This is a genomic window from Cellulomonas sp. NPDC055163, from assembly GCF_053607065.1.
Genome location: NZ_JBSGSU010000001.1, coordinates 260,375 through 273,316, shown reverse-complemented (window position 1 = coordinate 273,316; position 12,942 = coordinate 260,375). Strand labels below are relative to the sequence as shown.

The window sequence follows — 12,942 nt, the reverse complement described above, 5'->3', positions numbered from 1 at the left end:
CGTCGAATGTCTGCACGCATGTCTGCTCCCCGGGCGCGTCGTCTCGTCGCTGCCGGAGTCATCGCCACCGTCCTGACCGCGGGGAGCGTCGGTGCCGCCGCCGCGACGCCCGTCGAGGGTCCCGTCGAGACCGGCGTCGAGTCGCCGGCCGCCCCCGAGACCCCGGCCGAGGAGACCCCGGCCGAGGAGCAGGTCCCGGTCGAGGAGCAGACGCCTGTCGAGGAGCAGGCCCCCGTCGAGGAGCAGGTCCCGGTCGAGGAGCAGGTCCCGGTCGAGGAGCAGGTCCCGGTCGAGGAGCAGGTCCCGGTCGAGGAGCAGGCCCCCGTCGAGGAGCAGACGCCCGTCGAGGAGCAGGCCCCGGTCGAGGAGGAGGCGCCCGTCGAGGAGCAGGCTCCCGACAGCGTGCCCCCGACCGTCCAGGACAAGGAGCTGACCTTCACCGCCGGCGAGACGCTCAAGGTCGACCTCTCCGAGCTCGTGACCCCGGGCACCGGAACCCTCCAGTCCATCGACATCTGGGGCGAGGCGGGCGACATCCAGGTCGGCTTCGACTACGACACGTACATCCTCACGCTGACCGCCTGGGAGGGTGGCACCGGCACTCTCCACTACGTCGCGTACACCCAGACCGAGGGCGTCGAGGAGCAGCAGGAGTCCAACGAGGGCACGCTGTCGCTCGTCGCCCTCGACGCCCCCAAGCCTGCGATCTCCTGGGCCGCCACGCCCGCCGCGTCGACCACGTCGACCACCGCGCGGTTCACGGTGAACGTGGACGAGGGCGACTACGCGCTCGGTTACGTCGTCGACCTGCACCCCGAGGCCCAGTCGGCGTCGCCGGTCATGGTCGAGGGCAACACGTTCGAGGTCACCGGGCTCGCGGTGGGTCGTCACACGATCCGCGTCGTCGTGGAGCGCGGTGCCGGCTGGAGCGCGCTCGACTACGCCTGGGACGTCGTCGCGCTCGGCGCCCCGGCCGCCCCGCCCGCCGCCGCCCCGGCCGCGCCGGTCCTGTCCCCGGACGCCATCCCCGCGTCCGTCATCCGCGCGGGCCTGCGCCGCGGTGCGGTCGGCGAGTCGGTCGCGATCGTCCAGCGCGTCGTCGGCGTCGAGGCGGACGGTCGCTTCGGCGCCGCCACCCGCGCCGCGGTCATCGCGTTCCAGCGCGCGCACGGCCTCGTGCCGGACGGCATCGTCGGCCCGCTCACGTGGGCTGCGATCGTCGACGCCGCCAACGGCGGGACGGCTTCCGCGCCGGTGACCGCGACGTCGATCCCGGCGGCCCAGATCGCCCGCGGCATCTCCCGCGGCGCCGTCGGCTCGTCCGTCACGGTGATCCAGCGGATCGTCGGCGCGAACCCGGACGGGCGCTTCGGCCCCCGCACCCAGGCCGCGGTCCGCGCGTTCCAGCGCGCGCACGGCCTGGTCGCCGACGGCATCGTCGGCCGTCTGACCTGGGCGGCGATGGTCGCGCGCTGACCTGACCCGCACCCCGCAGCCGCCCTCGCCCTCGCCGGCGGGGGCGGCTGCGTGCGTCGTGGCCCTGAAAACGACGACTGCCGGTGCGTCGACGTCCGCCGCGACGTGGGCTACCTGAGCCGCCGCGGCCTGCGCCGGGAGCCCGACGGTGCGTGTGGGCGGGGGCCGCAAGAATGGACCGTGTCCTTCGTGCTGCTGACCGACGACCCGGCGCGCCGGGACTCCGTCGTGCTGCAGGACGTCTCGTCCGACGGCGAGCCGGGAGCGCAGGTCCGCGTCGCGGCGGCCGGGCTGCCCGCCGCCGTGCGCGACCGCGAGCGCGCCCCCGAGCCGCCGCGGTGGGTGTGGGACGACACCTCGCGCCGCTACCCGCCGCTGCTCGGCGCGGGGGTCCGCGTCGAGCGCTGCCACGACCTGCGCCTGTGCCACGCGATCCTGCGCGGCAGCGCGCTCAGCGCCGGCTCGGACCTCGCCCGCGCGCCGCGCGGACGCTGGGACGGGCTGCCGCCCGCGAGCGCCGACGCCCCGCGCGCGGTCGAGGTGAGCCTGTTCGACGACCCGCGCCAGCACGACGAGGCCCCGCTCGACGTGCTCGACGAGCTGCGCCGCCAGCTCGCCGCGGTCGCCGGTGCCGACGAGCCGGGCCGCCTGCGCCTGCTGCTCGCCGCGGAGTCGACGGGGGCGCTCATCGCCGCGGAGATGCGCCACGACGGCATGCCGTGGGACGTCGCCGAGCACGACGCGCTGCTGACCCGGCTGCTCGGGGAGCGTCCGCGCGGCGGCGGGCGGCCCGCGCGGCTCGAGGCGCTCGCGGACGAGGTCCGGGAGGGGCTCGGGCAGCCGTCGCTCAACCTCGACTCGCAGCCGGACCTGCTGCGCGGGCTGCGGCTCGCGGGGCTCGACGTGACGTCGACCCGGACGTACGAGATCCGGGCGCTCGACCACCCGGTGACGGCCCCGTTGCTCGAGTACAAGAAGCTCGCGCGCCTGCTGTCCGCGAACGGCTGGGCGTGGATGGAGGCGTGGGTGCACGGCGGGAGGTTCCGGCCCGACTACGTGCCGGGCGGCGTCGTCACGGGGCGCTGGGCGACGAGCGGCGGCGGTGCGCTGCAGCTGCCCGCGGTGGTCCGCGGTGCGGTGCGGGCCGACCCGGGGTGGCGGCTCGTCGTCGCCGACGCCGCGCAGCTCGAACCCCGGGTGCTCGCGGCGATGTCGGGCGACGCGGCGATGGCCGCCGCCGGGCGGCAGGCGGACCTCTACCAGGGCATCGTCGACGCGGGCATCGTCGAGACCCGGCAGCAGGCGAAGTACGCGATGCTCGGCGCGATCTACGGCGCCACCACGGGGGCGAGCGCCGTGGTGATGCCGCAGCTCACGCGGGCCTACCCGCGCGCGGTGGGGCTCGTCGAGGCGGCGGCCCGGGCGGGGGAGCGGGGCGAGGTGGTCTCGACGTGGCTCGGGCGCTCGTCGCCCCGACCCGACGCCGCCCGGCAGGCCGAGCTCGTAGCCGCCGCAGCGGAGGGCGCCGACGCCGAGGACGTCCGTGCGGCGCGGCGGCGGGGGCGCGACTGGGGGCGGTTCACGCGGAACTTCGTCGTCCAGGGCACGGCCGCGGAGTGGGCGCTGTGCTGGATGGCGGCGCTGCGCCGGCGGCTCCGCGGCATCGAGGGCCGGCCGCACCTCGTGTTCTTCCTGCACGACGAGGTGATGGTGCACTCCCCGGCCGGCGTGGCGGGCGAGGTCGCGGCCGCGGTGGCCGACTCCGCCGCCGAGGCCGGGCGGCTGCTGTTCGGGGACTCGCCGGTGGACTTCGCGCTGCAGGTCGCGGTCGTCGAGAGCTACGCGGAGGCGAAGTAGGCCGACCGCCGGGGCGCCTCGAGCGCGGGGGCCGCGGAGCCCGAACCGCTCCGGGTCGCCGATCTTTTGCGGGACCCGGGCCGCGAGGCCATGCTCGGAGCCTCGGAGGGGCGTCGACGGAGACGGGGGACCTCGATGAACCGCATGCGGCGCGTCGTGCCGGTCGTGGTGGGAGCACTGGTCGCGGCGGGGCTCACGGCCCTCGCGGGGGCGCCGGCGAGCGCAGCCACCGTGCCGGCAGGGTTCACGGACGCGCTCGTCGCGGACGTCGACAACCCGACGGCGATCGCGTTCACGGCGGACGGGCGCATGCTCGTCACGCAGCAGGCCGGGCGCCTGCGGGTGCGTACCGCGGCGGGTCAGCTGCTCGCGACCCCGGCGCTCGACCTGGCGGGCCGGATCTGCACCAACGGGGAGCGCGGCCTGCTGGGCGTCGCGGTCGACCCGGACCCGGCGACACGCGCGATCTACGTCTACTACACGGCTCGCGGCACGAGCTCGACGTGCCCGTCGAGCCAGGGGGCGAACCCGGCGGGTGCCCCGGTGAACCGCGTCTCCCGCTTCGTGCTGCGCGACGACAGCACCGTCGACCCGGCGAGCGAGCGCATCCTGCTCGACGGCATCACCTCGTCGGCGAACAACCACAACGCCGGTGACGTGCACGTCGGCAAGGACGGCTACCTGTACGTCTCGGTCGGCGACGGCGGCTGCGACTACGCGGGCGACAGCGGCTGCGGCGGCAACAACGACGCGGCGCGCGACCGGAACGTGCTGCTCGGCAAGATCTTGCGCGTCGACCGCACGTCCGGTGCTCCGGCGCCGGGCAACCCGTTCCTGGGCGCGGGCACCGCGAGCTGCCGGCTCGGCCCGGCCCCTGCGGGGACGATCTGCCAGGAGACGTTCGCGTGGGGCCTGCGCAACCCGTTCCGCTTCGCGTTCGACCCGGACGCCGCGGGCACGGTGTTCCACGTCAACGACGTCGGCCAGAACTCGTGGGAGGAGATCGACCTCGGGACCGCGGGCGCCGACTACGGGTGGCCGGTGCGTGAGGGGCACTGCGCGCAGACGGGCTCGACGACGAGCTGCGGCGGGCCGCTCCCCGCGGGGATGACCAACCCGGTCCACGACTACGGCCGCCCGACGGGCTGCGGCTCGATCACCGGCGGGGCGTTCGTGCCGAACGGTGCCTGGCCGGCCGCGTACGACTCGGCGTACCTGTTCGCGGACTACGTCTGCGGCAAGATCATGATGCTCGTCGGCGGCACCCGCACGGACCTGGCGACAGGGCTCGGCGGCGCGGTGCACCTGGAGTTCGGGCCGTACGCCGGCAGCCAGGCGCTGTACTACACGACCTACGCGAACGGCGGCGAGATCCGGCGGATCGCGTACACGGGCACGGCGAACCGCGTCCCGACGGCGGTCGTGTCGGCGTCCCCGGCGACCGGCGCGGCACCGCTCGCGACCACGCTCGACGGGTCGCGCAGCAGCGACCCCGACGGCGGCACGCTCACGTACCTGTGGTCGTTCGGGGACGGCACGGCCGACGCGACGACGACGAGCCCGACCGTCCGGCACACGTACGCGGCCGGCACGTGGACGGCGACGCTGCGCGTCCGGGACGCGGCCGGGGGGACGTCCGCCCCCGTGACCGTGCGGATCAGCTCGGGGAACACCGCGCCGACCGCGACGATCACCTCGCCGGCGGCGGGCGCGACGTTCACGGTCGGCGGCACCTACCGCCTGAGCGGCTCGGGGGCGGACGCCCAGGACGGCACGCTGCCCGCGTCGCGGCTCAGCTGGACGATCGTGCGGGTTCACGACCAGCACACGCACCCGTTCCTCGGGCCCGTGACCGGCAACGACGTCTCGTTCGTCGCGCCGGGGCCCGAGGACCTCGCTGCCGCGGCCAACAGCTACCTGCGGGTCAGCCTGACCGCGACGGACACGCAGGGCGTCACCACGACCGTCACGCGCGACCTCCAGCCGCAGAAGGTCGCCGTGACGCTCGCGACCTCGCCCGCCGGCCGGACGCTCACCGTCAACGGGCAGGCCGTCACGGGGCCGACGACGCTGACCTCGTGGGCAGGCTTCGACCTGCGGCTCGGTGTGCCGGCGCAGGCCGACGCGCAGGGCGCCCCGTACGTGCTCGACCGCTGGTCGGACGGCTCGACCGCGGCCGACCGGGTCTGGCGGACCCCCGCGACGGCGACGACCCTGACGGCGACCCTCACCCAGCGCGGGCTGCTCGGCACGTACTTCGACAACGCCGACCTCACCGGCACGACGGTCACCCGGGTCGACCCGACGGTCGGCTTCCGCTGGGGTGCCGCCGCGCCCGTCGCCGGGATCGGTGCGGACACGTTCTCGGTGCGGTGGACCGGCTCGGTCGTGCCCCGCTACACCCAGACGTACACGTTCGCGACGACGAGCGACGACGGCGTCCGGCTGTGGGTCGACGGGCGGCTCGTCATCGACCAGTGGACGCGGCACGCACCGCGCGTCGACACCGGGACCGTCGCGCTGACCGCGGGGCGGGCCGTCCCCGTGCGGCTCGAGTACTTCGACGACCGGCTCGACGCGACCATCCAGCTGCGCTGGTCGAGCGCGTCGCAGGCGTCCGAGATCGTGCCGGCGAGCCAGCTGCGGCCCCGCTGAGCCCGCTGACCCTGCTCAGCGCGGCGTCGTGAACGAGCGCACCGGCCCGTACAGCGTGCCCAGCGAGTTCCGCGCGACGACCCGGTAGTAGTACGTCGTGCGCGGGGCCAGCCCCGTCACGACGTCGCTCGCGATCGTCTTCTCGTACGTGAGCGCGGTCAGCGTCGTCGCCGGCGAGGACGCGCCGAGCGCGGTCGTCGGGCCCCACTCGATCCAGGCCGTCGTCGTGAGCCGGTGCGGGTGCACCTGCGCCTTGAACGTCGTCGACGTCGCCGTCGAGCTCGCGGTGAACTGGTTCGACGACGTCGGCGCGCCCGCGGTCTCGAAGGTCCGGGTCAGCTCGGTGGTGCCGGCCGGCGACGTGAGGGTCGCCTTCCAGTAGTACGTCGTGCCCGGTTGGAGCCCGGCGACGGGCTGGCTCGTGGTCTTCACGTAGGAGACGGCCGGCACGGCGACCGTCGAGTCGCCCCCGAGGTACTCGAGCGTCCGCCCGTACTGGAAGCGCACGCTGCCCGCGTACCCGTGCAGGTCGACCCAGGCGTAGAGCGACGCCGAGGTGTCTGTGACGTCCTTCTGGTCGAGCGTCCCCGTCGGCGGCTCCGCCGCGGTGATCGCGACGGAGTCGGTGCTCGTGCCGCCCGCCGTGTCGGTCACCGTGAGGCGCGCGCTGCGGTCGCCCGGCCCGTACACGTGCGTGAGCGCCGCCGGCGGCGCCCCCGCGCCGCTCTCCGTGGTCCCGTCGCCGTACGCGAGCGACCAGCTCGCGAGGTGCTCGCCGGCGCCACCGCCGGCGCCCGACGAGCGGGACGCGTCGAACGTGACCGTGAGGGGCGCCGTCCCGTGCGTCGTCGACGTCTGCAGGAACGCCGACGCCCGCGTGTGCGCCGCGGGGGAGTCGGCGACGTCCGCGAACGCCTCGAGCGCGCTCTGCGTCGAGTCGACGAACCACGAGCAGCTGCCGTGGTGGTGGAAGTACAGGACCGCCGTGACCTCGGGCCACGACTCGAGGGTCGCCATCGACTCGCGCAGCCACGCGGCCTTGCGGCCGGGCACCGCGGGGTCCTCGACCGAGCCCCACTCCGCGATCACGAGCGGCTTGCCGTGCGCCTGCCCGAACGCCCGGAACGCCGACGCGGCGCGCGACATCGACGACCACGCCGCCTGCCCGTTCGACGAGCACCCGAACCAGTTGTAGGCGTCGAGCGCGACCTGGTCGACGACGTCGTCGCCGGGGTAGAGCGCGTCGGCGCTCACCGCCGCGGAGGGCGCGAAGGGCGTCGGCGTCACGATCCACGTCCACACGGCGTTGGTCACGCCCTGCGCGCGGAACACCTCGACGTAGTGGCGGAACGCGGCACGGTAGTCGGCCGGGTCGCCGAAGCCGGGGGAGTAGTCGGGCTCGTGCTGGAACGACACGTACATCGGGACGCGCAGCGCCTTGACGGCCTGGGCGTGCTGGACGATCTGCGCGTCGTGGGCGCCGCTCGCGACCGCGACCCACGAGATCTTGGTGCCGTCGATCCGCTTCGAGGACACCGAGAGCAGCGGCGTGCGGCCGCGCTGGACGGTCGTCGCCAGCGGCGTCGACGGCAGCTCGTCCCACAGGGCGTACCAGCGGTGCACGTCGAGCTTGCGCCCGATGCCGGCCTCGAACGCCGAGACGGCGGCGTCGACGCTCGCGTGGGTGCCCTTCGCGACCGACGCCCCGAACAGCAGGCCGTCGTCGGGGGTCAGGGCGTCCTCGGCCCAGTCGTTCGCGGCCCCGGGCCGGGGCGACGCGTCGGGGGTGGGCTCGGTGGACGGCCAGGGGGTGGGGCTGAGCGTCGGCTCCGGCGTCGGGCCGGGCGTCGGCTCGGCGGTGGGTCCGGGCGTGGGCAGGGCCGTCGGCGTCGGCGTCGGGCTCGGCGTCGGCGAGGGCGTGGGCGACGCCGTGGGGCTCGGCTCGACGACCTGGCGGCTGGCGGCGGCTGACGGCGCCACTGCGGCGGCCGTGAGCAGCCCCGCGAGAGCAGCGGTGGCCAGGACCGCGCGTGCGGTGCGGCGACGAGCGGCACCGGTCGCGCCGGAGCGGGTGGCGCGGGCTCGGGTGGTGGAGCTGGGCGCGGGCACGGCACGGCCCTGCCCCGGGAGGCGGCGTTGCACGGGGATCCCCTGTCGTTCGGCAGCCTGGCGGACCGCGTGGGCCCCATGGCTTTGCGTCGCTGCCTTGCGGCAGGTTTGCCTTTTCGTGGACTCGACGAGCGTACGTCCGCTGATCGTGTTAATCCAGTCCCAGAAAGCGGACCAATGCGACGCTGGTGCGCACCGGCCGTGACTGGCGTGCACCCGGGCAATTCGGATATACGACCGTGATCCGTGCAGGGTTCTTGCTCTTTCGAGTGATTCCTGTGCACCATGAGGGCCTACCGCACAGGGCTTCCGGGGGGAACCGAGTTCGGGGCCGCACGCCGGCGCCGAGGTTGGGCCGTCTGGCGCGGTCGCCGCCGCACGACCGGGCAGGGCGACCCGGCACGGAAACACCCCCACGGCCCCGGTAGCCCGCGACGACGCTGTCTCTCACCCATCGTCGCAGGTCAGCACGGTGTCACCGTGCTGGAGCAGGACACGCACAGCGACACGGACGTCGCGCTCCGGCACGGCCGGGACCCCGGGAGGGGCTCCACGGCGATGTCGAACGCGACGGCCGCACACCCGTGCGACTGCGCTCACGCCCGACGAGCACCCGTGCTCACGACCCGCACGCAGTCCGGACAGCATTCCCGGGCGCGCCGTGAAGACCATCGCCGTGGAGGCACCCGCAGATGTTTTCCGACTATCCGTTCAAGTTCACGCGCCGCCATCGCGTGCTCGCTTCTGTGATCACCGTCTCACTTCTTGCGGTCGGCGCCGTCGCGCTGCTGTCGCCGCAGGGTCAGTACGTGTGGAACGGGCCGAGCGCGACCGAGGTCGCCCTCCAGACGGAGCAGGCGCGCTCGCGCGACCTCAGCTCCCAGCTCGAGGAGATGGAGGCGAAGCTCACCGCGCCGCGCCCCCAGGCCGGTGACAAGGTCCAGCTCGCTCGCGCGGAGGACCTGAAGAAGCAGATCACCGAGCTCGAGGCGAAGCTCGAGCAGACGCAGCAGGAGCTGGGCCGCGCCGAGTCCGAGGCCGCGAAGCAGCAGGACGCCGCGAACCTCGTCAACGGCACGCTCAAGGCTACGCGCGAGCGCCAGAACGCCGCGAGCAAGGTCACCACGGCGCAGATCGCGGACCTGAAGAAGCAGCTCGGCGAGCTCAACTACAAGGTGCAGAACCCCAAGGGCTACCAGGCACCGCCGGTCACCGCGTCGATGACCAAGGCGGACATCGTCGCGGCGAGCCAGCTGTTCGGCCTCTACACGACGCAGAGCCCGTTCGACTACGGCGAGTTCAACGGCGTGCAGGCTGCCGTGAACCGCAACGCCGACGTCAGCGGCTACTTCCAGTCGTGGGACACCGACTTCCGCCCGGACGCCGTCCAGGAGGCGTGGAGCCGCGGCCAGATCCCGCTGCTCACCTGGGAGAGCCAGAGCCAGGTCGGCGCGATCTCCGCGGAGGCGCCGGAGTACTCGCTCGGCTCGATCATCAACGGCAAGCACGACGAGTACCTGCGCAAGTACGCCCGCGACATCGCCGCGACCGGCCTCCCGCTCGTCCTGCGCTTCAACCACGAGATGAACGGGACCTGGTACCCGTGGTCCGAGGTCCGTGGGTGGGACGGCAAGGGCATCAACGGGAACAAGAGGGGCGAGTACGTGCAGATGTGGCGGCACGTGCACGACATCTTCACCCAGGAGGGCGCGAACCAGTACGTCGCGTGGCTCTGGGCCCCGAACCGCGTCAACAAGATCCCGAGCCAGCCGGACCCGGTCGCCTTCTACCCCGGTGACGAGTACGTCGACTGGATCGGCATGTCGGGCTACTACCGCCCGGGCGACCCGCAGCCGACGTTCGACGACACGTACGGCCAGACGCTCCCGCTGCTCCGCGCCGCGGCCCCGGAGAAGCCGATCTTCCTCGCGGAGATCGGGGCGACCGAGGAGGGCGGCAACAAGGCGAAGTGGATCACGAGCCTGTTCGAGGGCATCGGCCGCCCGGAGAACGCCGACATCATCGGCATCGGCTGGTTCAGCCTGGCCGTCACCTCCGGTGGCGAGGGCGAGGGGCGCACCACGAACGACTGGCGGCTCGACTCGTCCGGCCCGTCGATGCGGGCCGCCGAGGCGGGGCTCGCGGCGACCGGGTTCGGCAAGCCGCGCGACTGACGCCGGCGAGCCCCCTGCCGCAGACCGACGGGGGCCCGCCGCGCACGACCAGCACCACCGCACGACCCAGGGCCGCCCGGTCCGGCACGCGAGCAGCGCGCCGGGCCGGGCGGTCCGTCGTCGTCCCCGGCTCCTCACCAGCGGCACCCGAGGGCGCGTCGCCGGGCGGCCCGACCGGGCGCCGGTGGCGGGGCCTGACTGGGCGCCGGTGGCGGGGCGGGCGGGTGGCAGGTGGTGACGTCCCGGCCCTGCGGAGGTCGGGGCCGCCCCGTAGCGTCGGCCCATGACCGTCGAGGGCCGGCACCAGCCGGGGGCCGCCGAGCGGCTGCGCCTCGCGATCGACCGGGACGGCGCGCACTGCGTGTGGTGCGGCCGGCCGTTCACCGGGCTGGTCGCACCGACCCGGGAGCACCTCGTGCCGCGGGCCAAGGGTGGGCCGTCGTGGCTCGAGAACGAGGTCGCGGCGTGCCGCCGGTGCAACGCCGAACGGGGTCACCGGTCGGCGGTCGAGTGGCTCGAGGAGTGCGAGCGGCGCGGCTGGGACCCGGACGCCGCGGCCGTCGAACGCTCCCTGACGGCGCTGCTCGACGCGATCGCGCGCCGCGGCGGCAACCGCCGGGCCCGGCTGTACGCGGACGCGCAGCGCCGCCGGCTCCGGCGCCGCTGAGCCCGCCGCCGCGCCCACCAGGGCGTCGAGGGTCCGGAGGTCTGCGGCTCAGCGGCTCGAGCTCGTCACCGTCGCACGCGCGCCGGCCGGCGCCGGTGCCTCCCCGGGACCCAGCAGCGCGACCGCGACCGACGCGGCGACGATGACCGTGAGCGCCCACAGCAGCAGCGCGCGGTGCGCGCTGAGGACGGCCGCCACCACGCCGAAGGACAGCCCCCAGAGCCAGAGCTCGACGACACCGCCACTGAGGGCGCCGTCCGCGTACCGCAGGAGCGCGACGTGGGAGGCGAGCGACGCCGTCCACCCCACAGCGACGACGAGCACCGCCCACACGACCCGGGGCAGCGGCCGGAGGGTGAGCGGGGACCCCACGCGGGTGAGCGTGCCCACGCCGACGAGCGCGACGAGCAGCAGCCCCCAGAACACGGGGATCGTCAGACCGGGCCCGGCGTGCGTCACCGCCTGGATGACGCCGACGAGGCGATCCACCACGGCCGCGGCGACCGCCGTCGCCACGGTCTGGATCAGGGGCAGGGCGATCGGGCGCTGACCGCTCCCGGCCACCGGGGCAGAGGTCGCTCCGGCACGCTCGACGTCTGTCGGTGCACTCGGGTGCGTGGTCCGGGCAGGCGGGGCCGCGTCGGCCGTGGGTCGCAGGTCGGTCACGCGCACAGTGTGGCGGTCGGGGGCCGACCGCGTTGTCGACGCCCGCGCACGCGCCGTGCCCGCGGGTGCGGGACGCGCGTCCCGACGACTGCGGTGCCGCCCACCGCGCGGCCACGCGACGACGGTTCGGGCGCCGAGGAGCCGGCCTGCGCTCCGCGCGCGGGAAGCCGCGTCCCGGGCGATCCTGGGGACCGCGAGCACGGGGCGACGCCGCCCCGTCCGTGCCGACGGAGGGAGAGTCATGACGACGGTCGTGGAGAGGTCGGTCGTGGTCGACGTGCCGGTCAGCGTCGCCTACGCCCAGTGGACGCAGTTCGAGGAGTTCCCGCACTTCATGAGCGGGGTGCAGTCCGTCACGCAGCTCACCGACGAGCGCCTGCAGTGGGTCGCGGAGATCGCCGGTGTCCGGCGCGAGTGGGAGGCGCGGATCCTCGAGCAGGTGCCCGACCGCAAGGTCGCGTGGGCTGCGACCGAGGGTGCGACGAACGCCGGCTCCGTGACGTTCGAGCCCGCCGGCCCGACGAGCACGCACGTGCACCTGCACCTCGAGTACGAGCCCGAGGGTCTCGTCGAGAAGATCGGCGACCGCCTCGACATCGTCGAGAAGCAGGCCGAGGGCGACCTCGAGCGCTTCAAGGCGTTCATCGAGTCCGAGGGCCGCGCGACGGGTGCGTGGCGCGGGTCCGTCAACGAGGGTGCCGACGTCCGACCGACGACCGCCGACGCCGCGATGACCGGGAGCGACTCCGGCAAGGCCGGGGTGTCCGGCAAGGTCGCCGCCGCCGTCGGGGTGGGGGTCGCCGCCGCGACGACCGCCGTGTTCGCCGCCGCGCGCAAGGACGACTCGCCGGAGCTGCCGCCCGAGCCGGCCGCGACGACCGCGGACGTGCCGGTCATCGACTCCGTGCCGGTGGTCGCCGACGTCGAGCCCGTGTCGCCCGCGGCCGACCAGCAGCCGCCCGCCTTCGCGCCCGTCGCGCTGAGCACGGAGGGCGAGACGCCCACGTGGACCGGTCCCGAGACCCCCGCGTGGGACCCGGTCGAGTCCCCGGCCGCGACGGACGACGTCCTGCTGGACGCCGACGACGCGAACCCCGAGGTCGAGGACCCGACCCCGCCGCCCGGCAGCGGGCTCGAGGGCGACCCGCTGATCGTCCACGACGACACCCCGGGGGACCACGGGGCGCGGATCTGACGTGCGCTCGTGGCGGGGGCCGGGCTGGGGTTGGGGGACAGGACAAAACCCCCGCGCTCCTTCCAGGGGGGGCAAGACTTCCCGACGCAGGGCCCCAATGAGAAGTCGACGGCCGCGCGTATACAGAGGCGAAGGGGTAGGGG

Annotated in this window: 8 protein-coding genes and 1 riboswitch; of the genes, 6 read left to right on the top strand and 2 right to left on the bottom strand. The window is 74.8% G+C overall.

The annotated features are described in order from the left end of the window. Positions 1-18 precede the first annotated feature (18 nt). The 3 genes from ACWFNE_RS01205 to ACWFNE_RS01195 all read left to right on the top strand — a co-directional run bounded on the left by ACWFNE_RS01205 (position 19) and on the right by ACWFNE_RS01195 (position 5,988). Entirely contained in the window at positions 19-1,476 is a 1,458-nt protein-coding gene (locus tag ACWFNE_RS01205; RefSeq protein ID WP_452120630.1) for a peptidoglycan-binding protein, read from the top strand. Positions 1,477-1,656: 180 nt separating this feature from the next. Continuing rightward, positions 1,657-3,333 carry a bifunctional 3'-5' exonuclease/DNA polymerase gene (locus tag ACWFNE_RS01200; protein WP_452120629.1) on the top strand — a complete coding sequence of 559 codons (1,677 nt, stop codon included), beginning with the start codon at positions 1,657-1,659 and terminating at the stop codon, positions 3,331-3,333. Between the two features lie 135 nt (positions 3,334-3,468). After that, the gene (locus tag ACWFNE_RS01195; RefSeq protein ID WP_452120628.1) at positions 3,469-5,988 is read left to right on the top strand and encodes a PQQ-dependent sugar dehydrogenase; all 2,520 of its coding nucleotides are present in this window, start codon (positions 3,469-3,471) and stop codon (positions 5,986-5,988) included. A gap of 15 nt (positions 5,989-6,003) precedes the next feature. On the opposite strand, the gene ACWFNE_RS01190 is transcribed toward ACWFNE_RS01195, so the two are convergent. Next, positions 6,004-8,097: a hypothetical protein gene (locus ACWFNE_RS01190; protein ID WP_452120627.1), complete on the bottom strand. Its 2,094-nt coding sequence runs from the start codon at positions 8,095-8,097 to the stop codon at positions 6,004-6,006. A 48-nt stretch (positions 8,098-8,145) separates the two neighbouring features. After that, positions 8,146-8,220, bottom strand: a riboswitch (cyclic di-GMP riboswitch). 569 nt (positions 8,221-8,789) lie between these two features. Between ACWFNE_RS01190 and ACWFNE_RS01185 the strand changes: the two genes are divergently transcribed. Both ACWFNE_RS01185 and ACWFNE_RS01180 read left to right on the top strand, forming a co-directional pair. Further along, the gene (locus tag ACWFNE_RS01185) at positions 8,790-10,271 is read left to right on the top strand and encodes a glycosyl hydrolase (protein WP_452120626.1); all 1,482 of its coding nucleotides are present in this window, start codon (positions 8,790-8,792) and stop codon (positions 10,269-10,271) included. Positions 10,272-10,554: 283 nt separating this feature from the next. Further along, a complete protein-coding gene (locus ACWFNE_RS01180; protein ID WP_452120625.1) occupies positions 10,555-10,938 on the top strand; it encodes an HNH endonuclease in 384 nt (127 codons plus the stop codon). A gap of 48 nt (positions 10,939-10,986) precedes the next feature. Here ACWFNE_RS01180 and ACWFNE_RS01175 read toward each other — a convergent pair whose 3' ends face one another. Further along, positions 10,987-11,604: a hypothetical protein gene (locus tag ACWFNE_RS01175; protein WP_452120624.1), complete on the bottom strand. Its 618-nt coding sequence runs from the start codon at positions 11,602-11,604 to the stop codon at positions 10,987-10,989. A gap of 241 nt (positions 11,605-11,845) precedes the next feature. Here ACWFNE_RS01175 and ACWFNE_RS01170 point away from each other — a divergent pair, with 241 nt between their 5' ends. After that, positions 11,846-12,799, top strand: a complete 954-nt coding sequence (locus tag ACWFNE_RS01170) for an SRPBCC family protein (RefSeq protein WP_452120623.1) — start codon at positions 11,846-11,848, stop codon at positions 12,797-12,799. Positions 12,800-12,942 lie beyond the last annotated feature (143 nt).